We start from the raw sequence: 25,111 nt of genomic DNA on the forward strand, positions 1-25,111 counted from the left end.
GCGCCCGTCACCGCAGGTCCGCGCCAACCGCCTGCGTCAGCGACGTGAAGCCGTCCGCCTTCAGGCGGGCGGCAAGCTCGGTCTTGATGCGGCCGACCAAGCCAGGTCCCTGGAACACCAGGGCAGAGTAAAGCTGCACCAGGCTCGCGCCGGCTCGGATCTTGGCATAGGCGTCCGCACCCGAGGCAATGCCACCGCAGCCGATCAGGGGCACGCGGCCCTCAACCAGGCGCGCGAAAGCCGCCAGGCGTTCCGTGGACAGGCTCATCAGCGGCCGGCCCGAAAGGCCGCCCGCCTCGCCCTTATGGGCGCTCTTCAGGCTGGCGGGGCGCGATAGGGTGGTATTGCCGATGATGACACCGTCCACCTTTTCCTCCAGCACCACCTCCGCAATGTCGGCAAGCGCCGCGTCGTCAAGGTCCGGGGCGATCTTCACCAGCAAGGGGGGGCGCTTGGCCGATTCCGCGAGGGTCTCGTCGCGCGCGGTGCGAGCGGTGGCGATCACCGCCGCCATTTCGCTGCGCGCCTGCAGTGCCCGAAGTCCCGGTGTATTTGGCGAGGACAGGTTGCAAACCAGATAATCGGCAAGCCCGCAGGTCGCCCGGATGCCGGCGTCATAGTCGTCAGCCGCGTTGACGGTTTCCTTGTTCTTGCCGAGGTTCGCCCCGACGATCCCCCCGGCGCCTGCCGCCCGGCGCCTGGCGAGGCGCTCCACGAAGGGGCCAAGGCCCTCCGAATTGAAGCCGAAGCGGTTGATGACCGCCTCGTCCTCGTCGAGCCGGAAGAGACGCGGCTTGGGATTGCCCGCCTGGGGTCGGGGCGTCACCGATCCCGCCTCCACATAGCCAAAGCCCAGCCCCAGCACCTCGTCCACCACTTCGGCATGCTTGTCGAAGCCGGCCGCCAGCCCCACGGGATTGGGGAATGTCATTCCCCACAGCGTGGAGGCCAGCACCGGATCATCGGGTCCGGGACGCACCGGGCGCAGGCCGGCGGCAAGCGCGCGCACGGTCAGCCCGTGCGCCGTCTCCGGCGAGACGAGGGGCAGGAAGGGGCGGGCGAGGCCGTAGAGATCCATGATGCCGCCATCACTCGCTGGCGTGGGAGGCCCCGCCATGGGCCTTGGACCAGCCATGGGGATCGTGCAGGAAGGCTTCGATCTCGGCGATCTGCTGGGGCGGGAAGCGGTCCATCTTCTTCACCGCCGCCAGGATGTCCCACCAGGTGCACAGGCGATGCAGGGACAGTCCCGCATCATCCAGGATGCCCTGCGCCTCGGCGAAGATGTCGTAGTAGAAGAAGACGAAGCAGTGGCCGCATTCGCCGCCTGCATTGCGCAGGGCCTGGACGAAATTCACCTTGCTGCGGCCATCGGTGGTCAGGTCCTCCACCAGCAGCACGCGCTTGCCGGGCTCAAGGAAGCCCTCGATCTGCGCGTTGCGGCCGAAGCCCTTGGGCTTCTTGCGCACATACTGCATGGGCAACATCATCCGGTCGGCGATCCAGGCGGCAAAGGGAATGCCCGCCGTCTCGCCGCCCGCCACCGTGTCCACCTGCTCGAAGCCGATGTCGCGATAGATGGTGGAGACGCCAAAATCCACCAGCGTCTGCCGCACGCGCGGGAAGGAGATGAGCCGGCGGCAATCGATATAGACGGGGCTCGCCCAGCCGGACGTGAAGATGAAGGGCTCGCCGGTCGAGAAGCCAACCGCCCCCACCTCGATGATCATCTTCGCGGTCAGTTCCGCGATGGTGGCCTTGTCCGGAAAAGCTGTGACACTGGTCATGGGCGGTTTCCCCTCGTTCGACCCCGATCGGTTGGGCATATATCAGAGGCCGCGCGCGGCGCCATGGGAAATGACCCCGTGGGGTCTGGCTTGGGGCCTGCCTTGGGCATGGCAGTCCTGCGCAAAAGGCACGGCGGGCGCGGAGGAGGCACAGGCGTGGCGGGCGAGATCTGGCAGCTTCTGGACGCACGGGGGATCGGCGGCATCGAGCGGCATGTCATCGTGCTTGCGCAAGCGCTGGGCGAAGCGGGCTTTCCCTGCCGCGTGGTGCTGCTGGCCGACCATGGCGAAAGCCCCTTTCTCACCCGTCTGAAGACGGAAAAGGTCGCCTTCACGGTGCTGGAGGGAGGCTTCGGCACCCTGCTCGGCCGCCTCAAGGCGGAGCGACCGAGGCTGCTGCACACCCATGGTTATAAGGCCGGCATCCTCGGGCGCCTCGCGGCGCGCCTCGCCGGCATCCCCTGCGCCTCCACTTTTCATGCGGGCGAGCGAGCGCCCTTCCCCGTCTCGCTCTATCAGCGTCTCGACGAGATGACCGCGCGCCTCGCCACCCGTATCGCGGTGAGCGCCCCCATCGCGGCCCGTCTCCCCCCACCTGTCAGCATCCTCACGAATTTCATCCCTGTTCCCCCGGCGCCACCTCCCCCGCCCACATCGGGGGTGGTGGGCTTCGTCGGCCGGCTCAGCCCCGAAAAGGGTCCCGACCTGTTCTGCGCCCTCGCCCGCCGCTTCTGCGACAGCGGCGCTGCGTCCGATATGGCGTTCGAAATGTTCGGCGACGGGCCCCTGCGGGGTGAGCTGGAACGAGACTATGGGGACGTGGTGCATTTCCACGGCCTGGTGACCGATCCCACCGCCATCTGGCCGCGCATCGGCCTGCTGCTGATGCCCTCGCGCGCCGAGGGGCTCCCCTATGCCGCCATCGAGGCCATGGCGGCGGGGCGCCCGGTGGCCGCAAGCGCGCTCGGTGCCCTGCCGGACCTGATCCGGCCCGGCGAAAATGGGTGGCTGTTTCCCGCGGGCGACCTCGAACGGGCCCGGGCCGCCGTCGCGGCCTGGCGCGACGGCGACGCAGCAGACCGTGCGGCTTGGTCCCAGGCCGCCTGGCGCACGGCGCGGGACGGCTACGGCACCGAGGCGCGCCTTGGCGATCTCCTCGCCATCTATGCCCGCATCGCACCGCTCTGACCGGTGACAGGCGCTTGTCAGGTGCGCCGCCCCGGAGGCTGTGCTTTCCTCGAAAGCCGTGTGCGGTTATCCAAGGGGGCGAACCGCCTTCTTGGATGAGGCCCATTCACGGCAGGTGCACGCCCGAGACGATCGGGCGCGACACATCTGGCCCGTGCCCGCCGGCGACGAGACAATCACGCGATGGAAGGCCTTTACCAGCCGCCGCCCCTGAAACGCACCACCAGCCACTGGCGGGACATCCTGATCGCGCTCGCCGCCACGGGAACCATGTTCTACCTGTGGATTGGCGTGGAGGGCGTGGAGTATCCCGTGCTCCTCGGCTGCCTGGCCATCGTGGTGGTGATGGGCTTCGACCGGCCCGCCATCCCCGTCATCCTGTTCGTGATCTTCTCCTTCCTGCGGGTGCATGAGGCATTCGAGATCCTCAATCCCTGGAAAATCCCGCAGACCCTCGCCCAGGTGTCCATCATCCTGGTGTTCTGGCACCTGGTTCTGGCGCGGACCATGAAGCCGTTCTGGACCCGCGAACTCACCATCTTCGCCATCTTCTTCCTGATCGCCAGCGCGACGGTCGCCACCGCCGTGTCGCGGGAGCTGGCCTACAAGCAGTGGTCCGACCTGTTTTCGAAAGTGGGCCTCATCACGGTGATCGTCGCCTGGACCACGCGGACGCCGGGCGACTTCCACCTCATCAACCGCATGTTCGTGATCTTCGGCTCGGCGGTGGCGAGTGTCGCCATCTATAACAAGCTCAATGGCATCGGCCTGGTGGAGGGCACCCGCGTCACCATCGGGCGGGCCACCGGATCGGTACTGGGCGATCCCAACGACCTGGCGCTGGCGCTGCTCTTCCCCTTGAGCTTTGCCGGCTCGCTCATCATCGGGCGCGTCAACATCTTCGACCGGCTGCTGGGGCTGGCAGGATTTGCCACCATCTTTTCCGGCATCATCTGCACCCAGAGCCGAGGCGGCCTCCTGGGGATCACGGCGGTCCTCGCCGTGCTGGGCAGCCGGTTCATCAAAAGCCGGGCGCTGCTCATCACCATCGGGGTGGTGGGGGTCATCGGGCTATTCGCCGTGGCGGGCATTTCCGGCCGGCAATCGGGCGGCGCGGCGGAAGAGGGAATCGACGAGTCCTCCCAGGGCCGCCTCAATGCCTGGGAGACCGCCTGGAACATGGCCAAGGCCCGTCCCCTCACGGGCGTGGGGCTGGCCAATTTTGCGCCCAACTACTTCTTCTTCACCAATGACTGGGACGGAAAGCCCCATGCGGTCCACTCCACTTGGTTCGGCATCCTGGCGGAGACGGGCTTTCCCGGCGTGGCAGTTTTCCTGACGATGGTGGGGGCGACGGCCCTGGTGGCGCGGCGCTCCTTGAAGGTGGTGGACAGCCGTGAGGTGGATCCGCGCCTGAAGACCGCCGCCGTTGCGCTGGCAAGCGGGCTGGCGAGCTTTTGCGTCTCCGGGACCTTCCTAACCCAAGGCTTTTCCTGGCCCTTCTACATGATCTTTGCCATGACCGTGGCGCTGTCGCGGGTGCTGTCCCTGGAGCAGCAACAGGCGCCCCCCCTGGCGGACGACTTGCCGCCTCTTCCCCGGAGGACGCCTGAGCCCGACCCGCGCACCGGCGCCAGGGAAGAGGGTCTCGGCCCGCCGCCGGGGCTTCCGCCACGCCGGCCGACCTCCCTCAGTGCGGGAGCATCGCCCTCGTGAGCTCGGATCTGGTTGTCTTTGGCGAGGATTGGGGTGGTCACCCCTCCTCCACCCAGCATCTGGTCAGCCGCCTTCTGGCGCACCATCGCGTGCTCTGGGTCAACTCACTCGGCCTGCGCCGCCCCCGGTTGAGCGCGCACGATCTGGCGCGGGTCGCCCGGAAGGTGCGCGCCATGCTGGGACAGGGCGCCCCGCCTTCCGTGCCCGGGCAAGGCCGTGCTTTGCCAGACGGCCTCCAGGTGCTCTCGCCGCGTGTCGCCTCCTGGCCAGGCAATCCGCTGGTGGAATGGCTGAACCACGCGTCTCTCGCGCGGCAGCTGGGTGCCGCCCTCCCCGCCGCCGGCATCAGCCGCCCGATCCTGTGGGCCTCCCTGCCGAGCGCGGTGGCCGCCCTCGGCACCGCGGGAGAGCGCGCGGTGGTCTATTATTGCGGTGATGATTTCGGCGCCCTGTCCGGTGTGGACCATGCACCCGTGCTGGAGATGGAGCGGCGCCTGGTGGCGCGGGCGGACCTGGTGATTGCCGCAAGCCCCACACTCGCCGCGCGCTTTCCCTCCGCCAAGACACACCTCGTCCCCCACGGCGTCGACTACGAGCTGTTCGCCACGCCTGTCGCGCGCCCCGCCGATCTGCCTGACGGGCCGGTGGCGGGCTTTTACGGCAGTATTTCCGACTGGCTGGACATGGGGATGATCGTGCGGGCGGCGCAGGCGCTGCCCGGCTGGCGCTTCGTCTTCGTCGGCACCGTGCACACCGATGTGTCAGCCCTGGCCCGCCTGCCGAACGTGGACTTCCTCGGACCCAGGCCCCACCGCGACTTGGCCGGCTATGTGCAAAACTGGACGGTGTCCCTGATCCCGTTTCGGGACACGCCTCAGATCCGCGCCTGTAATCCACTGAAATTACGAGAGTATCTGGCAAGTGGGACGCCCATTGCCGCAACCCGCTTTCCCGCCCTTGAACCCTATGCGAACCACGTGAGCGCCATCGACCCCGGGGACGACCTGGCCCCTGTCATCCTGGCCGCGGCCGCCTGCGCCACGCCCCAAGCCGCGGCCGCCCGCCGCGCGGCGGTGGTCGCGGAGAGCTGGGATGTGCGGGCGCTTGAGGTGGATCGCCTGCTCTGCGGCCTGTGACCGCGCGGGCTATTGCCCCTTGCCAAGCACCATTGTGGTGAAGGTGCGCAGGATGATCCAGAGGTCGGTCTTGATCCAGTCCACGGGATCCAGCAACCGCATGGCGTAGGCGTGGTCGTAGGAGACCTTGGAGCGGACATCCTCGATGGAGGCATCATAGCCCTGATTCACCTGGGCAAGGCCGGTAATGCCCGGCTTCAGGCCGAAGGTGCGCTCCACATAGAAGGGGATCTCTGTCTCTAGCTTCTGGAAGAAGACCGGCCGCTCCGGCCGCGGGCCGACGATGGACATCTCCCCCTTCAGCACATTGATGGCCTGGGGCAACTCATCGATGCGGGTCTTGCGCATGAAACGGCCGATGGGCGTCACCCGTGGATCGTTTGCAGAGGCCCAGACCGCGCCGGTGCCCGCCTCGGCGTCCACGCGCATGGTCCGGAATTTGTAGAGATAGAAGAGGTGCGTACAGGTGGGCGTCGACTGGCCAACGCGGATCTGGCGATAGAAGATCGGCCCCTTGGAGGTGAGCTTGATGGCGAGCGCCACGGGCACGAAGGCGATGATCAGCACCACCATGGCGATGGAGCCGACGACGATGTCGAAGGCCCGCTTCCCCACGCGCACCAGGGGATGGGTGAAGTCTTCCCCGTCCAGATCCAACTTGCTCTCCCCGGCCCGCGCCCAGCGGCCCTTGTCCCGCCCTGTCAGTTGGCGGAACGCTCCGACCAGCCCCGCCGCATGGCCTTCCACGAAATAGGCCGCCAGCCGCGCCGGCCTCGGCAGCGCTTGGGGCCGCACCATGGCGGCCGCCGCGAGCCCATAGAAGGCAACCTGACAGGCCAAGGTGAGCACATACAGGGCAGGGCCTGTGAAGGCGAGCACGAGATTGGTCGCAAACGCAACCGCCAACAGGATCGGCGCCAGCGCCCGCAAAGCTTTGCCGGAGAGGAAGACGAAGGCGAGGCCGGGGCGGCGGGGATCGGCGAGGGCCGCGAGGCGCAGGGCCTGCTGCACATTGCCGGAGGCGATGCGCACCCGGCGGCGGAATTCCTGGCCGCGCTCGGTGCGCTCCTCCTCATAGGCCACCATGCCGCGGTCATAGATGGCGCGCGCCCCAGCGGCGACCATGCGCATGGGCAGGATCACATCGTCATTGATCGTATCGGCGGGAAGCGGGGTGAAGAGTTCGCGGCGAAACAAATAGAAGGCGCCGTGGACCCCGATGGGCGCCGCCAGCGCGGCCTCGTCCGCCTTGATCGCCGTCTGGTAGGCCCAATAGCGCGCTTCGCCGGCGCTCCCGGCTTGCCGCAGCGCATAGGTGGCGGCGACCACCCCAATACCGGGGTCGGCAAAATGCGCTGCGGCCCGCTTCAGGGAATCGGGCGAGAGGTGCGCGGACACATCGGAAAGTGCGACGATGCCAGGCGGAAGGCTGCCGATCACGTCGTTCAGCACCGCCACCTTGCCGCGATTAAGAACGAACGCCCGGATCTCCGCGTGCAGACCGGCACAGGCGGGGGAAGCGAGCGCGGCACGGGCGGCCTCCTCCGTCCCGTCGGTACAGCCGTCGCAGGCGACGATGACGGTGAGGAGGTGGCGGGGATAGTCGAGGCGGGCGCAGTCCTCCAGTTTCCCCGCGATGAAGCGGGCTTCCTGGTAGGCCGGGATTACCAGCGTGATGGGCGGCAGGTTCGCTTCCGCCAACGGAGCGGGGGCATTGGGCGGCGGGCGCCGGCGGGCCAGGGCCCGCAGCAGAAGCGGGTAGGCGGCGTGGTGATAGACCACACCGATCACGCTGGCCCAGAACAGGATTTCGAGGATCAGCCTCATGGGCGGGAGAGGTCCGTCAGCTCGGCATAGGCCGCAACCATGCGGTCCCAGGAAAAATGGTCGAGAACAAATGCCCGCAGACCAGCCGGGCGCGGCGCGGCCAGGGTGACATGCAGCGCGCCGGCGAGCGCGCCTGCATCTCCGGGCGGAACGAGGCCGCCCGTGTCCGGGCAGATGCCCTCCTCCACCGAACCCACCCGGCTCGCCACCACCGGCACCCCGCAGGCCTGCGCCTCCAGGACCGAAAGCGGCAAGCCCTCATTGCGGGAAGGCAGGCACATGACGTCGAAAGCGGGGTAGACGGCCGGCATGTCACCGCGATGACCAAGGAAGGTCACGCGATCAGAAAGGCCAAGCGCCGCCGCCTGCGCCTTCAGGGCCTCCTCGCGGCTGCCGTGACCCACCAGGGCCAGATGCGCGCCAGGAAGATCCGCCATGGCAGCGATCAGGACATCATGACCCTTCACCTCTTCCATGCGTCCCGCCGACCCCACCAGGGGGACCCTCGGAGGCAGGCCGAGGCGGGCGCGGGCGGCATCCTGATCGGCCGGTTGGAAGCGATCCGTGTCCACCGCATTGCGGATGACCAGCACCCGGCAGGCGGGCATAACCTCCCGCACAACCCGCGCCACCCCCTCCGACACCGCGACGACCCGGGGCCGGACCAGGCGGGACAGCATCCGCGCCAGCTGGCGGCGGCGCGGTGCGCCGTAATGCCAGACATCGTGCTCCACATAGGCGACCACCGGCACGCCCGCGAAGCGGGCGGCCAGCCCGCCATAAAGCAGGGGGCCGATATGATGGGTGACGACGGCGCGGGGTTTCAGCTCCCGCAGGCGGCGCGCGAGGCTGAAGACGAAGGTCGGCTGCAGGCCCTCCGGCTTCTGAAGCCCCTCGACCATATGGGCCGCGGTCGCGGGCCAATGGGCACGGATTTCGGTGGTGCTCCAGTCCAGGCTGAGCACCGGGTTTTCCCCCGGCAGCCGAGCGGCCAGATCGAGCGCCAGCGTCTCGATACCTCCCGGGCTAAGGCGTTGAACGATTTGCACCATTCCGCCCGCCACGGCCGTCTCCACCGGTTGCCGATCGCGGCCAAATCAGCCGATCTTTACCAGCTATTAAGGTAAATCATTTGTTGTTGCGAGAGCGAGAGCGCTGCGTCGCAGCGCTCAGGCGACGGCGCACCGGGACGCCGTTCGGGGGAGTGTCATGGCAAGGCTGGTGGAGATCACGGAAGACATGGACGCCGCGGCCATGACCCGCCTGAAGCCCCTCTTCGAGGAACTGGGCGGCGGCGCGGACGACGTGACGCTGGATCTGTCCGCCGTGGAGTTCATCGATTCGTCTGGCATCGGGGGAATCGTTTTTCTCTACAAGCGCCTGCGCATCGCCGGCCGCAAGCTCCGCCTGCGCGGGGCAAGTGGCCAGCCGCTCCAGCTCATCACCCATCTGCGGCTTTCGGATCTCGTCGAGAACGGGCGCAAGGCATGATCTCGCGCGCCACCACGCTCCTCCTGCTCCTGGTCGGCCTTGCCGTATCGGGCTGCGCCAACGTCTCCTTCACGCCCTGGCCGCCGGAAGGCACGGGAGGGCTCGCGGAGCGGCGACCCTCCAACGATGCGCGCATCGATGCGCTCCAGCAGCGTCTGTTCCGGCTCGCCGAGCGCAACGCCCGCTATTATGCCGCCGCGGCCTTCCAGGACGCCGAATTGATGATGATCCAGGTGCGCCGGCTTTCAGACGGCGGATTTCCAGAGGATGCGGAAATCGAGATCGCCAAGCTGAAGCAGCAATTGAACAAGGTCGAACGCCAGGTGGCGGAATCCTCTGGCTCTGGGAAGGGCCCGTGACCATGCAGGTGACTCGCCTCCCCCTGACCACATCCCGGCCGTGGCTCGCGCTGCGGCTTCTGGCCTTTGCCTGGTCGCTGCTCGTTCTCCTTCTCGCCGCGCCCAGTGGGGCCCTTGCACAAACCCCCGCCGCGGACGACGACGCACGTCTGCGCGTGGGCGACATCCTGGCCATCGCCTTGCCAGGCGAGGCGGCGCTCAACACCGACCTGCCCATCGATCGGCGCGGCCGCGTCACCCTGCCCGAGGTGGGGCAAGTGGAAGTGGCCGGCCGCACCGTGGCGGAAGCCGGGACCCTGATCCGCAACGCCCTCTCCAAGGCCTATCGCGACATCGGCCGCCTGGCCGTCACCCTAAAGGAGCGCCGGCTCTACATCACGGTGCTCGGCTATGTGGGCAAGCCCGGCGAGGTGGACCTGCCTGCCAACGCCACCGTGCAGGAAGCCATCACGGCTGCTGGCGGGCTGCTGCAGGGCGCCCAGCTGGACAAGCTGCAGGTGCGGCGCGGCAACCGGGTCACGGTCTTCGACTACAAGAAGTACCTGGACACCGGAAATCCCAAGGACATTCCCCAGCTCCAGCCCCTCGACGTGATTTTCGTGCCCGCCTCGCCCGCCACCGGCAACGTGCAGATCAATTTTGACGGCAGGACCCTGGCGGAGCAGGGCGATGCCGCCGAGAGCACGCAGGCCGTGAAGGTCTTCGGAGAGGTCAACCGTCCCGGCTCCTTCGCCTATAAGGACGGCCTGACCGTGGTCGACATGATCATGCGCGCCGGTGGCATCACCCGCTACGCCTCCATCGACCAGATCCGCGTCATCGAGGGCGGCGAGCCCGCCGTGTTCAACCTGCGCCGCTTCCTGGACACGGGCGACGCCAAGCTCATGCCGCCGCTGCGCCCCGGCGCCACCATCTTCATCCCCCGCCAGGAGGAGGAGATCCGCCGTTCCGTGCGCACCGTCTATGTGATCGGCGAAGTGAACCGCCCGGGCTCGCTGGAGGCCCCGCCGGATTCCAAGCTGCTGGAAATCATCGCCAATGCCGGCGGACCGACCCGCTATGCGGAGACCACGCGCCTGCGCATCCTGAAGGCGGACGGCACTGTCGTGCCGTTCAACCTGTCAGCCTATACCGAGGGCGACAAGAAGCCCTTGCCGGAGATCATGCCCGGCGATGCCATCTACGTGCCGGAGAAGATCGAATCGGCGGACCGTCCCTCCTGGCTGAAGATTCCTCCCACCCGGGCGGTGGAGGTGATCGGCGCCGTCAACAAGCCCTCGCGCTATGAATGGTCGTCGGAAATGAGCCTGATGGATCTGCTGGGCGAAGCCGGCGGTCCCAACCAGCGCGGCGACATCGCCCACATCCAGATCGTGCGGGCGCGGGGCGATGGCAAGCCGATGATCTTCGACCTGGGCGCCTTCCTGTCCAATGGCGGCAATGTCAACGACCTGCCGAAGATCCAGGCGGGCGACGTCATCCGGGTGCCCGAGCTGCCGGAATCGCCGGTCGACAACAAGGGCAAGTGGGTGCAGATGGCGAAGGAAGACGTCATCTACATCATGGGCCAGGTGGCGGTGCCCGGTCGCTATGCCTTCAACAAGAGCATGACGTTCCTGGACATCCTGACCGCCGCGAACGGCCCAACCTCGACGGCCGACCTGCGCAATGTCCGCGTCTCCCATCGCGGCCTGCCGGGCTCCAAGGTGACCCAGGTCAATCTGGCCCAGTATTTCGCCACTGGCGACGAGCGCCTCCTGCCAAAGGTCCGCAACGGCGACGTGATCTTCGTGCCCGACCGGACCAACAAGGACTGGTTCGAGGATCCCAAGGAAACCACGGTGCGCGTGCTTGGGGCTGTCAACAAGCCGGGTCGCTACCGTTTCATTGCCGACATGACCTTGCTCGACCTCTTGGCCGAAGCCGGCGGGCCCAGCAACGACGCCTATGCTCAGAAGATCGTGGTGGTGAATCTGGGCTGCTGCCGCGAGCAGGCACGGGTCTTCAACCTGATCGAATTTGCCCGCACCGGTGACATTACAAAGCTGCCTGTGGTGCGCCCCGGCGACACGGTCTATGTACCCAACATCAACCAGAGCGAATGGAAGATCTTCGTCGACGCTCTGCAGAACATCATACCTGTCGTCGCTCTGATCGCGGCCTTTGGCGGTTGACCGTCCGAAGAAGGAAACGGACACCATGTGGGGTAGAGGCCTGCGAGAGGTCGAATCGGTCTATCTCGCGACCTTCGGGCAAGGCTCGCGAGTGGTGGGCATTACCAGCGTGCGCAGCGGCAGCGGCGTCAGCGTGCTGGCCGGCGCCCTCGCGGAGCGGTGCCAGCGCCAGAACCGGGCCTTGCTGGTGGGGCTTGCCGATCCCACCGCGGCCGTACCCGCTCAGGCGACGCAATGGATTCCCACGGACGAGGCCATCGAAAGCTATACCACGGCCGATCTTCGCGGCTTCGACAGCCTGATTGCCGCGCCGACCCCCGAGCAGAGCTTCTCGTTCCGCAATGCCGGGGCGATGCGCGCCATGTTTGATCGGCTGCTTGCCACCTATGACATGATCGTGGTGGATCTGGCGGCGGTGGATCCACGCGAGCGTGTGGCGGTGCCCGTCACCACGGTGGCCGCCGCCTGCGAGAGCGTCATCGTGGTCTGCCTTGCCGGGCAGGACACGCGCCCCGCCATCACCCGCGCCGCCAACCTGCTGCGCCAGGCGGGTGCTCCGCTTCAGGGCGTGGTGGTGAATGACCGGTTCAACCAGACGGTCGGCGAAGAACTGATCTCGGGGGCCAATCACTTCTCGCGATTTGCCCCGGGACTCGTCCACAAATTCATCGACTTCGTGGAACGCACCAAGATCCTGAACACCAAGCCCTGACAGATCGCCCGGCGCCCGCTTATTGCATGACCGGCCGGCCCACCTGCTGGATGCGGGGAATGCGGGCGATCACGGGAACGCCGAACAGGCGCGAAAAGTCAGAGGGCCGGCGCAAGCGGTTGTCCAGCAGCTCTGCCGCCCCTGCCAACGCACCGCCCAGCGCGAAGCCCGCGATGATACCGGCCAGCAAGTAGAGCACATAGCCGGGTGTGACCTTGGGCGCCGGATTGCTCGGCGGCTCCAGGACCTTGACGCGCTCCGGCGCCTCGAATTGGCCGAGCGCCCCGGTCACGCGCGCCATCTCATAGCGCTTCGCCAGGGATTCATAGTTGTCACGCGCGGAATTGACCGCCCGCTCCAGGGTCTGCTGTTGCTGCTCGATGGGGCCGAAGGCGGCAATGTCCCGCTGGAGCAGGACTGCCTGCTCCTTCATCTGCTCCACTTCCTTCTGCAGCGCCACGCGCCGGGCCTGCACCTCCTGGAGGCGCTGGAGCTGGGAGACCAGGAGGGGCGCATTCTTGGGCTCGGTGCCGTCCTGGTTCTGGGTCACGCCCGCCGCCATGTTCCAGAGCCGGTCCAGGTCGCTGGACTCGATGTCCCGCGCCGAGGCGAGCAGATGCTGGCGCTCCTCCTCCAGCCGCGTCAGCTTGCGCATGGCCGCCTGCACTTCCGAATGCTGGTCCGTATAGCGCGCGCGGAGCGAGGCCAGCTCCGCGGACACCTGGACGATGGCTTCCTCAATGCGACCGACCAGAGGATTGGTGGTGGCGAGGCGCTTGCGGAAATCCTGGGCCGTGGCGTCGGCGCTGCCGAGGTCCATCTCCTTGGCCTCGATCTGCTGCTGCAGCGTGGCGAGGCGCCCGACGGTGGAATTGTAGATGGCCGGCAGCTTGTCGGCATTGGCGGTCTTGAAGTCGGAAAAGGCCTTTTCCGCCTGGTCCAGCGCCTTCTTGCGCAGGTCCATCTGCTCCTTCAGGAACCGCTCGCTGTCCTCCACGGCTGTGCGCTCGGGCGACACCAGACGCTCGATGAAGCGGCGGGACAGAGCTTGCAGCACAGCCGAAGGAGATGTGGGATCGAGCGCACGGTAACGCATCTCGATGATGTCAGTACCCAAGAGCTGGATGTTCACCGAGCCTGAGAGGGCGCGGACCATATTGTCCCGCTCCTTCGGGTCGGTCTTGGGGCCGATCCGCCCCAGGTCCTCCAGCACACGGCCCAGCACCACTTCGGAGTGGGCAAGCGCGATCAGGGCCGACATGCGCTCCTTGAGATTGGGGCTCACGGCGATGTCGTTCAGGATCGGATTGAGCTTGGCATTTTCCTGCACCAGCAGGGTCATGCGCGCCTCGTAGCGCTGTGGGGCCACGCTCGCGGCAATGATGGCCAGCGGCGGCAGGAGCAGAATCGGAATGAAGGCCAGGAACCGCCGGCGCCATGCCACCTGGACGATGTAGGCAATGGTATCAGCCGTATTGTCCAACATTCCGTCTTAATTCCTCGCACCGACGACGATGCTTACCGTGTCCGGTTCGCCGGCGGGGTCATAAACCTGGGTGCTCGACCAGTCTGCCGGCAACAGCGACTTTACCGCACGGGCCCGCTTGTTCGCCAGAAGGGCCTGATCAAAAGGCGTTGCGCCGCCGCCGGGCCCGGCGATTAGGGTTACTCCCGTCTTAGCAGGGAGCCGTGCCGCCTTCAGCGCCTTGGACAGTGCGGCGGCCTGGGCGGCCGAAGGCTGATCGTCTCCGCCCTCAAAGCCCACCTCGAATCTCTTTCCGGAGGCGCCAGGCGTTGTCACGGAGCCCGTGGACACAGGCCCCGCATCGCCCTGCGGCCCCTTGGGCAAACCGGCGACCATGGCAGCCGCTGCCTGCTGGCTGGAGCGGCCCGCTTCGCCGCCCCCGGGAGCGGGTGTTGAGCCTGCAACAGTTCCCGGCGGCCCCATGGCCGCAGGTGCGGCGGCGGGCGCACCCACTTCTGACGACGCGGCGTTCCGGGCGGCGGCGAGCATCTCGTCCACCGACACGGCGCCGCTCCCGCCATTGGGTCCCGCCATCCGGTCCTCGGTGACCACAGAGGCCTGGATGGTGGACGGGATAAGGGCAACAGGATCGGGATTGGTCGCGCAGCCGGTGAGCAGAAGGCTGCACAGGGCAGCCAGAACCACCCCATGGGCCCGGCTTCGGATGGAGGTCCGCCGGCTTCGGCGCGGCGGGTTCGGCATCGCGCGAATCATGGCGGCGAGCATAATGCCAGCGGGAAAAAATTGCGCCCCGGGCGCTTCATAGCGTGGTCCAGGGACGCGGCCCGACAAATTCACATCCTTCCGCTTCACCTCGCGGCGAACCCGCTTTAGACCTGGGGCCGAGGGCCGGCGAGCCACGAGGCGGGGCCGGTACGGCGGCTTCGTGGGCGCGCTTCCGGCTCTTCTTTGGGGCGGCGGCGCGAACCGGCACGGGCAGAAATCTGCCCCAGCGCCAGGTCATGCCAGAGGCTGCGGACTGGGGATGGGCATGGCGACGGGTGAAGCGGAACGTTGGACCGGCGCGGGGCGCCCGTTGCCGGCCTCGATGATGTGGGTGCTGGCGGCGTTCCTGGTGAGTTCCTTCGCCGTAAAGGTTCTCGTCTTCGCCCTCTGGCCCAACACCTCCTATGCCGACGTCACCATGCAATACCTGGAGCAGGCGCACCGCCTGCTCTACGGGCAAGGCCTGGTGCCTTGGGAATTCGCGGTGGGCGCCCGCTCCTGGCTGGTTCCCGGCCTCATCGCCCCCGCGATGAAGGTGGCGGAACTGATCGGCGGCGGTCCCCAGGCGCAGGTGCTGGCGGCCGCGATGGTGTGCTCGCTGTTCTCGCTGCTGATGGTCGTCCCGAGTTTCCTGTGGGGGTGGCGCTTCGTGGGCACGCTGGGCGCAGTGTTCTGCGGCGCGCTGGGGGCCTTCTGGTTCGAGACCATCTATTATTCCGGCCATCCGCTTCAGGATACGTTCGGCACCTTCTTCCTCATCCCGGGCGTGTACCTGGCCTATCCCAACGGCCCGGAGCGCGATTTCCGCCGCCTTCTCTGGGCCGGCGTTTTCCTGGGCCTCGCCGTAGCCTTCCGCATGCAGCTCGGCCCCATGGCGGCCGTGGCCGCCATCGGCGTTGCTCGCCTCCACATCCGCAGCTATGTGGCCCTGGCGCTGGGCGGAATAGCCTCCATGGCGATGCTGGGCGTGCTGGATTGGGCGACCTGGGGGGTGCCGTTCAATTCCATCCTCCAATATGTGAAGTACCAGGGCTCCAGCATCGGCGAGACCGGCTCGGGCAAGTTCGGCTACATTCCCTGGTATTCTTATCCCGCCTGGATCCTGGCCTATTATTCCGGGGCCTTCGCCTTGATGGTCGTGACCGCGCTGGTCGGCATGCGCCGCCTGCCGCTGCTCCTGGTTATCGCGGTGGCCAATGTGCTGGTGCTGGAACTCGTGGCCATGAAGTTCCCGCGCTACATGTATCCGGGCATTCCCCTCGTGCTTGTCCTGTGCGGCATCGGCGGGGCGGAACTGACCTTGCGGCTGTGGGGCGGAAAGGTGCGCACCGGCCTCCTGGCCACCTATGGCGTGCTCTTCATCCTGGTCACTTCGGGCCTGCTGGGTGCGTTCGGCTACTTCTCGTCCCACTTCGTGCTCGGCCGGGGCACCATCCTGGCGACACGCGCGGTGAACGCGGACCCCAATGCCTGTGGCCTTGCCATCGCACCGGCAAGCGCCTGGTGGCTGAGTGGCGGCTATGTCTTCCTGGATCGCCGCGTTCCGCTCTATGGGACCGATGCGGAGGATCCTGCGAGCCGGCAGCAGAACGCGGCCTTCAACTACATCCTCGCCACCCGTGAGAGCCCGGGCGAGACACTTCAAACCTTCTCGGACCAGGGCTACACCCTGGTGGAGTGCTTCGCCAACGGCACCCGCGGCCCCGCCTGCCTCTGGCGCCGGCCAGGCACCTGCACACCGGGCGCCGCCTCCGCTTTGAAGGCGTCTCTGCCCGACTGGCTTGAGGTTCCGAAAGGCGGCGCCAAATGAACCGCGCCAAATGAACCGCAAAGGGTGCGGCCGCCCATGCTGATCGTCACCAACTACAAGGAGATGCCCCTCCGCTGGCGGGCCGCCAACGGCGTGGAGGGCCGCACCGTGATTGCCCGCGAGGTGCAAGACTTCAAGGAAGAGGGCGAGGCCAAGGACGCGGTGTTCCTGGTCAATTGCGATCCAGACCTCACCATGAAGCTGGCGCTTGCCCGCATGACATTACCGGGCTATCGCCGCCCCCTCATCGCCTCCGACCTGGTGCTGCGGCGACCCGGCCCAGGACTGAAGGCCAAGCTGGTCTTCGCCGCCAAGCGCGTCCTGCTCTCACGGGCGGACCTCTATCTCAACCTGTTCAAGGACACGACAGGGCTCAGCGAGGCCTATAGCATTCCCGCCGAGCGCTGCGCCTATGTCCCCTTCAAGGTGAATCTCGACCCGGCGGCAGTCGCCGCGGTGGAAAAGCACGAAGACTATGTGCTCTGCTTTGGCCGCTCGCTGCGCGACTTCGACACCTTCTTCGCCGCCATGGAGCGCCTGCCCTATCCCGGCGCCATCGCGGCTGTGAAACCATCCGACCTCGTCGGCCATGGCGCGCGATTCTCCCGCACGCTGGAGCAACTGCCACCGAATGTGGTCCAGCTTTCCGATGACGGCAGCGCTCAAGCCCAGCTGCGCATGCTGGCAGGTGCCAAGCTGGTGGTGATCCCGGTGCTGAAGACCAGCATCGTCGCCTCCGGCATCAGCACGGCACTCAACGCCATGGCAGTCGGCAAGTGCGTAATCGGCTCGGAAGGGCCGGGCATGTCCGACATCTTCAAGGAAGAAGCGCTGTGCGTCCCGCCGGAGGACCCCGACGCGCTGGCCGCCATGATCGACCGCGCCTGGCGGGACGATCTGCTGCGGGTGCGGACCGCCCGCGCCGGCCGACGCCTCGCCGCGAGCCTGGGCGGGGAGGCCGAGCTGATCCAGCGCATCATCGACAAGGTGGCGCAGACCTATGGCTGAGGACAGCCGCCCCCGCCTCAGCGTCATCATCCCGACCCGGGATTGCCTGGCCTACCTTCCGGAAGCCATTGCCAGCATCCGCGCCCAGGAGGACGGATCCGCCATCGGGCCGGGCGAGATCGAGATCGTGGTGGTGGACGACGGCTCCACCGACGGCACAGGCCCCTGGCTTGCGGCCGAGGCGGCCCGCGATTCACGGCTCGTCGCCCTGGTCCACCAGCCGGCTGGCGTCGCAGCGGCGCGCAATGCCGGCATCGCCGCCGCCACGGCCGAGATCATCGCCTTCCTGGATGCCGACGACCAATACCTGCCAGGGGCCCTTGCGGAGCGTCTCCAGCTGATGGAGCGGGACCCCGCCATCTCGCTCACCTTCGCCGACGTCATGTCGGTGGATCCGGACGGCAAGCTGGTGGGCTATCAGTTCGATTATTGGCCCCTGTTCCGCGCCTTCATCGGCGGCCGCTCGGGCCTGCTGCCGCTGGGGCCGAGCGCCTTCGCCATGCTGCTGGCGGAAATGGTGTGCGGCACTTCCTCCGTCATCACCCGTCGGCGCGCGCTGGAGGCGGTCGGCGGATTCAACGCGGATCTGCGCATCAGCGAGGACTGGGACCTCTGGCTCAAGCTGGCCCAGGCGGGCGCGGTGTGGTGCTCCACCCGCCGCTCCACGCGCTATCTGGTGCGGCCCGGCTCCACCAGCCGGAACATGGAGGTGCTGGTGGATACTGTGGAGCGGGTGTTCCGCGCCCGTGTGCCGGATCCCTCAACCGTTCCCCAGCCCTGGCGGGGGGTGGCGCTGGCCCGCCTGCATGATGCGCGGGCCGAGCTTGCCCGCAGCCGGGGCGACTGGCTCGGGGCTCTGCGCGAGCATCTGGTTGCGCTCGCCAAGGCCCCCTCGCGGCGTCTCGCGCGGGAAGCGGCCTATGACGCGGCCCGCCTGCTCAAGCTGAAATGAGCCCTGAGGGGCGAGCGCCCGTCAGTCCTTGTCGCCGCCCAGCACCACCAACGCTCCGGCGCGGTCCGGCTCGCGCGCCTTGAAGGCACCGAGCCCGCCGAGGCACAGGGGCATGGTCTCCCGGCGGAAGAAGAGGTTCCGCCTCAGAAGGGCGCCGGCCTGCGGATCATTGGTGAACAGGAAGACCGAACTGCATCCGCGCCGCGATGCGAGCGCCACCACCGCCTTCAGCGCGGCGGTCTGAGCACGGGAACTGGTTGCCATCCACTCGGAAATGCGCAGGAGCGACGGGGCATCCCCCTCCCCCGCGACCTGATCGAAGATGACGAGGGCATCCGGCCGGTCCGGCGCCCCGAGCGTGAGCATCTCGTAATGGCCACCCGGCTCCGCGCCATAGCGCCACGCAAACCACTGCGCCGACTTGTCCACCACGCAGCGCGCCCGCGGCGGAGGGATGTCCGGCAGCACGACATGCGTTTCTGGTCTCACCGGCACGACCCGCGCCCGAGGTCCGAGCAAAGCCGCTGCCCCGGCGTGAAGCCCCAGCGCCAGATCCAGCGGCCCCGCCAGCAGGCGCGGCACGCGTTTTGGCACACAGAGCGGTCGCACATGGCGCACCACGTCATCGATATGGCGCCAATCCAGCTTCTTCATGAACATGGGGTACGAGTTCTCGTTGGGAACCCCATACACCAGCGTGAAACCGCGCCGCTCGGCCTCGGCATAGCAGAAGCGCGCGAGCGTCACCGACATGTTCTGCCGGCGGTAGTCCGGGTGGGTCATGGTGTCGACGGACTGGGCGCCCATGACCTTTGCCCCGTCCAGGATCAAGGGCGTGGAGATAACCGCATAGACGCCCGCGCACCGCTCTCCATCCATGGCCAGCATGGGCGGGATGGGATCGAACGGGGCGTCGAAGAGCTTCCACGCCAGGTGCTCCACGCTCCGTCCCACGCCCCAGACTGTCCGGTAGAGGTCATGGATAGCGGGCAAATCGGCCCGTGTGGCGAGCCGGGGGACCCAGCGCGGTGCGGTACCTTCTTCAGCCATCTCCGCCTCCCGCAGCTCTCACCGCCGGCCGAACCAGCGCGGCAGCGGCCAATTGGCTCGCAGGCGCCCGAGGGCCAGTTGGTAATGCCGCCCGTCCACCACCTCGAAGCGGCCGGCGGAATCATAAGCGTGGACGCCGTTCATGGCGAAGTCGAAGCTGTCGAGCACAGCCACCGGCTCCTGCCGATAGGCCCCCTCGGCGTCGCGTGTCACTTCGAACAGGCCGAGCCCTGAGCCGTAGCGGCCGGCGGAATCCTGCGCCAGCCGGAACAGGCGGCCGTCCTTCTCCCACATCCGCCCGCCCGGTCGCGCGGTGCGCACATCGGAGACCACGGGATTGTCAGGGTCCGGCGTCCAGGGACCGCACAAGGCATCGGCGCGGAAGACATGCAGCTCGTCCCAGCCAAGGCCGCCCTCATAGGCGACGGACGCCAGCATCAGCCAGCCGGCCGATGTGCGCAGAACGCAGGCGTCGGCAATGTCGAGACCGGTCAATGGCGTGCAGGCCAGCTCCCATCGCCCCGGAAATTCAAGGCAGCGATAGACCTCCACCTGCCGCGCCGCCATGGTCTCCGGAATCAGATAAATTTCCCCGCCGTCGGCGAAAACCAGTGGATTCGACAAGTGGTAGGGCCGCTCCAGAACCGGCACCATGGCACCGAGCGTGCCGTCCTCCGCCAGTGGCGCGGCGCTGATGATGGCCTTTCCCACCCCCCAGTCCCAGTCCTCCACGAACAGCCATGTCCGGCCCTCATGCACGAACAGGAAGGGATCGGCATAGAAGCGATCGAAAGGCGCCTCCAGGAAGCGGAAACCCCGCGCCCAGGCCGCGCTGCCCCACGGCGCGTCCGGCGCGCCGGCGGGCGGGCGCACGCGCACCCCCACACGCCATTGCTCCCGCACCACGCGATAGGGCGCCAGCAGGCGGCGGAACAGAAGCTTCGCCCGGAGGCACCGCACGCCCATGACCGAAACGGCAGCCGGCGGCGGCGGCACATCCCGGCCCTGGCGGGCAAGCGCACGGGCAAGGAAGGCGTCGGCCCCCAGACGCGCGAGGTCTGACAGGGTGCGCAGGGCAATGGCGCGGGCCTTCCAGAGAGTGGGCGCCCGGGTGCGCCAGAGGGAGGCGTCGTTCACAGGGCCGAAGCTCCGCGAGAGGACGAGGGTGCCCTCATCCCCCCGTTCAGAGATCAGGTCGAGCTGGCAAAAGGTGGCGCCACGCAAAAGCTCGGTTACGCCATATTCCCCGGTCTCATTCAGCCGCGCTCCGCCGAGCCGGAACGACCAGGTCCCCAGACGCGCGGCAGGAGATGCCCCCCCGCTGCCGAAGTCCAGGACCACGTCGAGCCCCTCCGCAGGCCCGTCGCCGCCCCCGGACACCCGGCCCGACAAAGCCGGATAACGCTGCAGCAAGCGCTCGAACGTCACATGGCCCAGCGGATCCGGTGAGCTCGCCACCCGGTCTCGATCCCAGGCGGCATAGCCGGCGACGTGAGAAAGAAGGGGCGGATTGTTCTCCCGCCCGATCCAGGTCACCTCGAACCGGCCGTCGGCGACGACATCGCCCAGAAGGCGCGCCACCCATTCCGGACAGCCGCCGTGCTCCAGGCGAAAACCAATCCGCCAGCGGGCAGCGGGAGTGAAGGGCGCCGTGCTCATGGACAACCGATCAAGACCAGAACGGCGCAGGAAGCAGGGGGCCGAACCGACGGCCAAGCCTCGTGGCGAACACGTTAAGCATTTGCCCCGCCCGCATTTTTCGTGATCGATATTGGCGATGGCGGCATCGGCAAGTCAAGACATGGCGCCCTGGGTCCGCCTGCGCGCAAATGCCACCAGCGCAACAATGCTTTGATCTTGGGCCGTTGTGGGTCTACAGGAGCCATCCGGCTTCGTGATCCCCATGACATCACCTTCTTCCATCCCCTCCCTCGCCGACCTGCGCGCCGAGATCGATCGCATCGACGAACAGATGCACCGCCTCCTCATGGAGCGCGGCGAGATCATTGACCGCCTGGTGGCCGTCAAGCGCAACCAGACCGAGGGCTCGGCTTTCCGGCCCGCGCGCGAGGCCGCCATGATGCGGCGCCTGGTGGAGCGTCATCACGGCCTCCTGCCGCTCGACACGGTCGAGAGCATCTGGCGGGTGATCATCTCCACCTTCACCTATGTGCAGGCGCCCTATGCCGTGCACGCGGACCTCTCCGTGGGCGAGCCGCTGATGCGCGACAGCGCGCGGTTCCACTTCGGCTTCACCACGCCCTTCGTCCCCCACATGGGCCCGCGCGGCGTGATCGAAGCGGTAGCGGCGTCCAAGGGCGATCTCGGCCTGCTGCCGGCGGCGGCGCCGTATGGCGGCGAAGCGTGGTGGACAGCCCTCGAACCGGAAAACGCCCCCAAGATCATCGCCCGCCTGCCTTTCGTGGACCGGGCGGACCATCCGGCGGCGCTGCCGGTGTTCGTGGTGTCCCACCCCATCAATGACGCGGCCGTCACCGAAGTGGAGGTGTGGAGCGTGCGGGTGTCCGAATGGAGCCCAAAGGCCGCCGGCGCAGTGTCCGCGACGGCCGAGGTGGTGGCCGCTTCCGACGGCTCTCTGTCGGGCGCCGCCTTGTTGATCAGCGTGCCGGCCGGTACGCGCGACCGGGCGTTGTCCGCCCTCACGGAGGCGGGGGCCGGAGTGCGCGGGGCGGTGCTCGCCGGCAGCCACGCCGTCCCCTACCGACATTGCGCGGACACGTCCGCCCGCCCGTGATTCCGGAGTGTTTCCATGACCGCTCGCGCACATAATCTGCGTGACACCTCCCGTCCCCTGCCCCGCCCCGGCGTGCTGGCCATCGACGCCTATGTGCCCGGCAAGAGCCAGGCGCCCGGCGTGGAAAAGGTGTTCAAGCTCTCCTCCAACGAGACGCCGCTCGGGCCGAGCCCCAAGGCCCGCGCCGCCTTCCTCGCCACGGCCGACTATCTCCAGGATTATCCCGACGGCGCCGCCACGGCGCTGCGCGAGGCCATCGGCGCGGCACACGGTATCGATCCCGCCCGCATCGTCTGCGGTGCTGGCTCCGACGAGCTGCTGGCCCTCGCCGCCAAGGCCTATGTGGGTCCGGGCGATGAGGCGGTGTTCACCCAATATGGCTTCCTGGTCTATCGCATCGCGACGCTTGCGGCGGGCGGCACGCCCGTGGTGGCTGAGGAGACCCAGCACACCGCCAACGTCGATGCGATCTTGGCGGCCGTCAGCCCCCGCACGCGCCTGGTGTTTCTGGCCAATCCAAACAATCCGACCGGCACTTGCCTGCCCTTCTCGGAGGTGCAGAGGCTGCACGCCGCCTTGCCGGCCAACGTCCTGCTGGTGCTGGACGCGGCCTATGCGGAATATGTGCGCCGGCCGGGCTTCGATTCCGGCCTCGATCTCGCTCTGTCGGCGCCCAATGTGCTGATGACGCGCACCTTTTCCAAGATCTACGGTCTCGCCGCCTTGCGCCTTGGCTGGGCGGTGGGATCCGCCGAGGTGATCGACGCGCTCAACCGGGTGCGCGGACCATTCAATGTGTGCGCCCCGGCGCTGGCCGCCGGCATCGCCGCCATCGGCGACCAGGCGCACGTGGACAAGGCGGTAAAGCACAACGACCACTGGCTGGCCTGGCTCACGCAGAAGATCGGCGCGCTCGGCTTGAAGGTGACGCCGTCGGTCGCGAACTTCGTGCTGATCCATTTCGACGCCGAAGGCCCGCACAGTTCGCGGGCCGCCGATGCCTTCCTCACCCGGCGGGGCCTGATCCTGCGCCCCGTGGGCGCCTATGGGTTGCCCCATGCCCTGCGCATGACGGTGGGTTCGGAAGAAGCGAACATCCTCGCCGTCCGCGCCCTGTCGGACTTCCTGGCGGGAGCGGAGCAGTGAGCAAGGTGGTGGAGAGGCTCGCGGTCATCGGAGCAGGCCTGATCGGCTCGTCTGTCGCCCGCGCCGCACGCGAGAAGGGCCTGGCGCACACTGTTGTCGTCACCGACCAGTCTCCAGCCGTGCGCGAGCGCGTGCGCCAGCTTGGTTTCGCGCATCTGGTCCCGAACAGCACGGCCGAGGCCGCGGACGATGCCGACCTCATCATCGCCTGCGTACCTGTAGGAGCTTCCGGCGCTGTGGCGGCGGAAATCGCCCCAGCGCTGAAGCCCGGGGCCATCGTGTCCGACGTGGGATCGGTGAAGGCGGCCGTCATGGAATTCATGGCGCCGCACATCCCCTCCCACGCCCATCTGGTGCCGGCCCATCCGGTGGCCGGAACGGAGTTCTCTGGACCGGACGCTGGCTTTGCCACACTCTTCGAGGATCGGTGGTGCATCGTGACACCACCAGCCGACGCAGACCCGGCCGCCGTAGAGCGGGTCACCGCGCTGTGGCGGGGGTTCGGCTCCAATGTTGAGACCATGTCTGCCCAGCATCACGACCTGGTGCTGGCCATCACCAGTCATGTGCCGCACCTGATCGCCTACAATATCGTGGGAACGGCTGCCCACCTGGAGCAGACCCTCACGTCGGAGGTCATCAAGTTCTCGGCCGGCGGGTTCCGCGACTTCACCCGCATCGCATCCTCCGACCCCACCATGTGGCGCGACGTGTTTCTCTACAATCGTGAAGCGGTGCTAGAGATGCTGGGACGGTTCACCGAAGACCTGTCGGCGCTTCAGCGGGCCATACGCTACGGGGACGGCGAAGCCCTGTTCGACCACTTCACCCGCACCCGCGCCATCCGCCGCTCCATCATCGAGCAGGGCCAGGAAACCGCCGCGCCGGACTTCGGCCGCCGGCCCGGCGCACCGCCGAGCCAGTAAGCGCCGGGCGCGGCCTCAGCGGCGTTCAAACCGCAGGTAGGTGGGCACCCGGCCAGCCTTCAAGGCCTTGGCCTCGTAGCGCGTGCCAGGCCAACCCTCATAGGGTGTGCGCCAATCCTGCGCCGTCTCTGCCAGCCAGCGGAAGGCGGGGTGAGCGCGCACCTCGCGCAGTGTCCAGTCGACATAATCGGGCACGTCGCTGGCGAAGCGGAACACGCCATGAGGCCGCAGGACGCGTGCGATCAGGTCCAGATTGTCCGGTCGAACGAAACGGCGCTTCCAGTGGCGGCGCTTCGGCCAGGGATCGGGATAGAGCAGGTCCACGCGCCCGAACGCCCCCTCCGGCAAGCGTGCCAGCAGAAGCGCGGCGTCCTTGTCGAACACCCGGACATTGCGCGCGCCGGACGTGGAAAGGTCCATCAAGCCCCGCGCCATGCCGTTGACGAACGGCTCAACCCCAATGAAGCCCACGTCCGGCGCGGCTCGCGCGCAGGAAATCAGATGCTCGCCACCGCCAAAGCCAATCTCCAGGCGAAGGTCGCTGACAGGCCCCTCGAACAAGGCTTCCGGCGCCGCGGCCGCCTCCAGCTCCATGCCGTAGACCGGCAGCAAGCGGGCCAGCGCCTCGGCAGGAATGGACCGCAAGGTCTTGCCGACCCGTCGCCCATAGAAGGAGCCTTTTTCAGCCCGATCAAAGGGCGCAGCGGAAGACGGATCGGTGGGCACGTCAAACCCGGAAAGTTCTGGTGGATCAGGCCGCACGGCGGCCGGCGGCGCCAGCCATCGGCCGGAAAGGTGTGCGGACACGCCCCATAACGCAAAT

Annotated in this window: 22 protein-coding genes; 13 read left to right on the forward strand and 9 right to left on the reverse strand. The window is 67.7% G+C overall.

The window, feature by feature from the left end; translation table 11 throughout:
* Positions 1–7: 7 nt before the first annotated feature.
* The gene (locus tag PV781_RS15340; protein ID WP_274776509.1) at positions 8–1,078 is read right to left on the reverse strand and encodes a quinone-dependent dihydroorotate dehydrogenase; all 1,071 of its coding nucleotides are present in this window, start codon (positions 1,076–1,078) and stop codon (positions 8–10) included.
* Between the two features lie 10 nt (positions 1,079–1,088).
* Positions 1,089–1,787 (reverse strand): orotate phosphoribosyltransferase, encoded by a 699-nt coding sequence (locus PV781_RS15345; protein WP_274776510.1) that lies wholly within the window; start codon positions 1,785–1,787, stop codon positions 1,089–1,091.
* 156 nt (positions 1,788–1,943) lie between these two features.
* On the opposite strand from PV781_RS15345, the gene PV781_RS15350 reads away from it, so the two are divergent.
* The 3 genes from PV781_RS15350 (at position 1,944) to PV781_RS15360 (ending at position 5,827) form a co-directional block, all read left to right on the forward strand.
* Entirely contained in the window at positions 1,944–2,975 is a 1,032-nt protein-coding gene (locus PV781_RS15350) for a glycosyltransferase (RefSeq protein ID WP_274776511.1), read from the forward strand.
* Positions 2,976–3,158: 183 nt separating this feature from the next.
* Positions 3,159–4,691: an O-antigen ligase family protein gene (locus tag PV781_RS15355; RefSeq protein ID WP_274776512.1), complete on the forward strand. Its 1,533-nt coding sequence runs from the start codon at positions 3,159–3,161 to the stop codon at positions 4,689–4,691.
* Entirely contained in the window at positions 4,688–5,827 is a 1,140-nt protein-coding gene (locus tag PV781_RS15360) for a glycosyltransferase (protein ID WP_274776513.1), read from the forward strand. The genes PV781_RS15355 and PV781_RS15360 overlap by 4 nt, the downstream gene beginning before the upstream one ends.
* A gap of 9 nt (positions 5,828–5,836) precedes the next feature.
* On the opposite strand, the gene PV781_RS15365 is transcribed toward PV781_RS15360, so the two are convergent.
* Together PV781_RS15365 and PV781_RS15370 are read right to left on the reverse strand one after the other, a co-directional pair.
* On the reverse strand, positions 5,837–7,654 hold the full coding sequence (locus tag PV781_RS15365; RefSeq protein ID WP_274776514.1) for a sugar transferase: 1,818 nt from the start codon (positions 7,652–7,654) through the stop codon (positions 5,837–5,839).
* Positions 7,651–8,706: a glycosyltransferase gene (locus PV781_RS15370; protein ID WP_274776515.1), complete on the reverse strand. Its 1,056-nt coding sequence runs from the start codon at positions 8,704–8,706 to the stop codon at positions 7,651–7,653. Before PV781_RS15370 ends, PV781_RS15365 begins: the two co-directional genes overlap by 4 nt.
* Before the next feature lie 157 nt (positions 8,707–8,863).
* Here PV781_RS15370 and PV781_RS15375 point away from each other — a divergent pair, with 157 nt between their 5' ends.
* Genes PV781_RS15375 through PV781_RS15390 form a run of 4 tightly spaced genes read left to right on the forward strand, consistent with a single transcriptional unit; the run spans position 8,864 to position 12,390 of the window.
* Positions 8,864–9,145 carry an STAS domain-containing protein gene (locus PV781_RS15375; protein WP_274776516.1) on the forward strand — a complete coding sequence of 94 codons (282 nt, stop codon included), beginning with the start codon at positions 8,864–8,866 and terminating at the stop codon, positions 9,143–9,145.
* Entirely contained in the window at positions 9,142–9,504 is a 363-nt protein-coding gene (locus tag PV781_RS15380) for a hypothetical protein (protein ID WP_274776517.1), read from the forward strand. Before PV781_RS15375 ends, PV781_RS15380 begins: the two co-directional genes overlap by 4 nt.
* Positions 9,505–9,506: 2 nt before the next feature.
* Complete coding sequence (locus PV781_RS15385) at positions 9,507–11,678, forward strand: SLBB domain-containing protein (protein WP_274776706.1); 2,172 nt, start codon at positions 9,507–9,509, stop codon at positions 11,676–11,678.
* A gap of 25 nt (positions 11,679–11,703) precedes the next feature.
* The gene (locus tag PV781_RS15390) at positions 11,704–12,390 is read left to right on the forward strand and encodes a P-loop NTPase family protein (protein WP_274776518.1); all 687 of its coding nucleotides are present in this window, start codon (positions 11,704–11,706) and stop codon (positions 12,388–12,390) included.
* A 19-nt stretch (positions 12,391–12,409) separates the two neighbouring features.
* Here the strand turns inward: PV781_RS15390 and PV781_RS15395 are convergent, their stop codons facing one another.
* Complete coding sequence (locus PV781_RS15395) at positions 12,410–13,876, reverse strand: hypothetical protein (RefSeq protein WP_274776519.1); 1,467 nt, start codon at positions 13,874–13,876, stop codon at positions 12,410–12,412.
* A gap of 6 nt (positions 13,877–13,882) precedes the next feature.
* On the reverse strand, positions 13,883–14,617 hold the full coding sequence (locus PV781_RS15400) for a hypothetical protein (RefSeq protein WP_274776520.1): 735 nt from the start codon (positions 14,615–14,617) through the stop codon (positions 13,883–13,885).
* Between the two features lie 289 nt (positions 14,618–14,906).
* On the opposite strand from PV781_RS15400, the gene PV781_RS15405 reads away from it, so the two are divergent.
* The 3 genes from PV781_RS15405 to PV781_RS15415 are packed head-to-tail and all read left to right on the forward strand — an operon-like array spanning position 14,907 to position 18,411.
* Positions 14,907–16,451, forward strand: a complete 1,545-nt coding sequence (locus PV781_RS15405; protein ID WP_274776521.1) for a glycosyltransferase family protein — start codon at positions 14,907–14,909, stop codon at positions 16,449–16,451.
* Positions 16,452–16,487: 36 nt separating this feature from the next.
* Positions 16,488–17,459, forward strand: coding sequence for a glycosyltransferase (locus PV781_RS15410; RefSeq protein ID WP_274776522.1), 972 nt, complete (start codon positions 16,488–16,490; stop codon positions 17,457–17,459).
* A complete protein-coding gene (locus PV781_RS15415; protein ID WP_274776523.1) occupies positions 17,452–18,411 on the forward strand; it encodes a glycosyltransferase in 960 nt (319 codons plus the stop codon). The genes PV781_RS15410 and PV781_RS15415 overlap by 8 nt, the downstream gene beginning before the upstream one ends.
* A gap of 21 nt (positions 18,412–18,432) precedes the next feature.
* Here PV781_RS15415 and PV781_RS15420 read toward each other — a convergent pair whose 3' ends face one another.
* Together PV781_RS15420 and PV781_RS15425 are read right to left on the reverse strand one after the other, a co-directional pair.
* Positions 18,433–19,461, reverse strand: a complete 1,029-nt coding sequence (locus PV781_RS15420) for a GNAT family N-acetyltransferase (RefSeq protein WP_274776524.1) — start codon at positions 19,459–19,461, stop codon at positions 18,433–18,435.
* 18 nt (positions 19,462–19,479) lie between these two features.
* Positions 19,480–21,120 (reverse strand): glucosamine inositolphosphorylceramide transferase family protein, encoded by a 1,641-nt coding sequence (locus PV781_RS15425; RefSeq protein WP_274776525.1) that lies wholly within the window; start codon positions 21,118–21,120, stop codon positions 19,480–19,482.
* 244 nt (positions 21,121–21,364) lie between these two features.
* Here PV781_RS15425 and PV781_RS15430 point away from each other — a divergent pair, with 244 nt between their 5' ends.
* Genes PV781_RS15430 through PV781_RS15440 form a run of 3 tightly spaced genes read left to right on the forward strand, consistent with a single transcriptional unit; the run spans position 21,365 to position 24,288 of the window.
* Positions 21,365–22,216 carry a chorismate mutase gene (locus tag PV781_RS15430; RefSeq protein ID WP_274776526.1) on the forward strand — a complete coding sequence of 284 codons (852 nt, stop codon included), beginning with the start codon at positions 21,365–21,367 and terminating at the stop codon, positions 22,214–22,216.
* A gap of 15 nt (positions 22,217–22,231) precedes the next feature.
* Positions 22,232–23,362, forward strand: coding sequence for a histidinol-phosphate transaminase (hisC, locus tag PV781_RS15435; protein WP_274776527.1), 1,131 nt, complete (start codon positions 22,232–22,234; stop codon positions 23,360–23,362).
* Complete coding sequence (locus PV781_RS15440; protein WP_274776528.1) at positions 23,359–24,288, forward strand: prephenate/arogenate dehydrogenase family protein; 930 nt, start codon at positions 23,359–23,361, stop codon at positions 24,286–24,288. The genes hisC and PV781_RS15440 overlap by 4 nt, the downstream gene beginning before the upstream one ends.
* A 15-nt stretch (positions 24,289–24,303) precedes the next feature.
* Here PV781_RS15440 and trmB read toward each other — a convergent pair whose 3' ends face one another.
* Entirely contained in the window at positions 24,304–25,014 is a 711-nt protein-coding gene (gene trmB, locus PV781_RS15445; protein ID WP_274776529.1) for a tRNA (guanine(46)-N(7))-methyltransferase TrmB, read from the reverse strand.
* Positions 25,015–25,111 lie beyond the last annotated feature (97 nt).

It is taken from the genome of Aquabacter sediminis, assembly GCF_028863665.1.
Taxonomy (GTDB): Bacteria; Pseudomonadota; Alphaproteobacteria; order Rhizobiales; family Xanthobacteraceae; genus L1I39.

Bases quoted from the DNA above. Each gene is read 5' to 3' on its own strand.
- PV781_RS15340 (WP_274776509.1), bottom strand. From the start codon at position 1,078: ATGGATCTCTACGGCCTCGCCCGCCCCTTCCTGCCCCTCGTCTCGCCG.
- PV781_RS15345 (WP_274776510.1), bottom strand. From the start codon at position 1,787: ATGACCAGTGTCACAGCTTTTCCGGACAAGGCCACCATCGCGGAACTG.
- PV781_RS15355 (WP_274776512.1), top strand. From the start codon at position 3,159: ATGGAAGGCCTTTACCAGCCGCCGCCCCTGAAACGCACCACCAGCCAC.
- PV781_RS15365 (WP_274776514.1), bottom strand. From the start codon at position 7,654: ATGAGGCTGATCCTCGAAATCCTGTTCTGGGCCAGCGTGATCGGTGTG.
- PV781_RS15370 (WP_274776515.1), bottom strand. From the start codon at position 8,706: ATGGTGCAAATCGTTCAACGCCTTAGCCCGGGAGGTATCGAGACGCTG.
- PV781_RS15375 (WP_274776516.1), top strand. From the start codon at position 8,864: ATGGCAAGGCTGGTGGAGATCACGGAAGACATGGACGCCGCGGCCATG.
- PV781_RS15380 (WP_274776517.1), top strand. From the start codon at position 9,142: ATGATCTCGCGCGCCACCACGCTCCTCCTGCTCCTGGTCGGCCTTGCC.
- PV781_RS15385 (WP_274776706.1), top strand. From the start codon at position 9,507: ATGCAGGTGACTCGCCTCCCCCTGACCACATCCCGGCCGTGGCTCGCG.
- PV781_RS15390 (WP_274776518.1), top strand. From the start codon at position 11,704: ATGTGGGGTAGAGGCCTGCGAGAGGTCGAATCGGTCTATCTCGCGACC.
- PV781_RS15395 (WP_274776519.1), bottom strand. From the start codon at position 13,876: ATGTTGGACAATACGGCTGATACCATTGCCTACATCGTCCAGGTGGCA.
- PV781_RS15400 (WP_274776520.1), bottom strand. From the start codon at position 14,617: ATGCCGAACCCGCCGCGCCGAAGCCGGCGGACCTCCATCCGAAGCCGG.
- PV781_RS15405 (WP_274776521.1), top strand. From the start codon at position 14,907: ATGGCGACGGGTGAAGCGGAACGTTGGACCGGCGCGGGGCGCCCGTTG.
- PV781_RS15410 (WP_274776522.1), top strand. From the start codon at position 16,488: ATGCTGATCGTCACCAACTACAAGGAGATGCCCCTCCGCTGGCGGGCC.
- PV781_RS15415 (WP_274776523.1), top strand. From the start codon at position 17,452: ATGGCTGAGGACAGCCGCCCCCGCCTCAGCGTCATCATCCCGACCCGG.
- PV781_RS15420 (WP_274776524.1), bottom strand. From the start codon at position 19,461: ATGGCTGAAGAAGGTACCGCACCGCGCTGGGTCCCCCGGCTCGCCACA.
- PV781_RS15425 (WP_274776525.1), bottom strand. From the start codon at position 21,120: ATGAGCACGGCGCCCTTCACTCCCGCTGCCCGCTGGCGGATTGGTTTT.
- PV781_RS15430 (WP_274776526.1), top strand. From the start codon at position 21,365: ATGACATCACCTTCTTCCATCCCCTCCCTCGCCGACCTGCGCGCCGAG.
- hisC (WP_274776527.1), top strand. From the start codon at position 22,232: ATGACCGCTCGCGCACATAATCTGCGTGACACCTCCCGTCCCCTGCCC.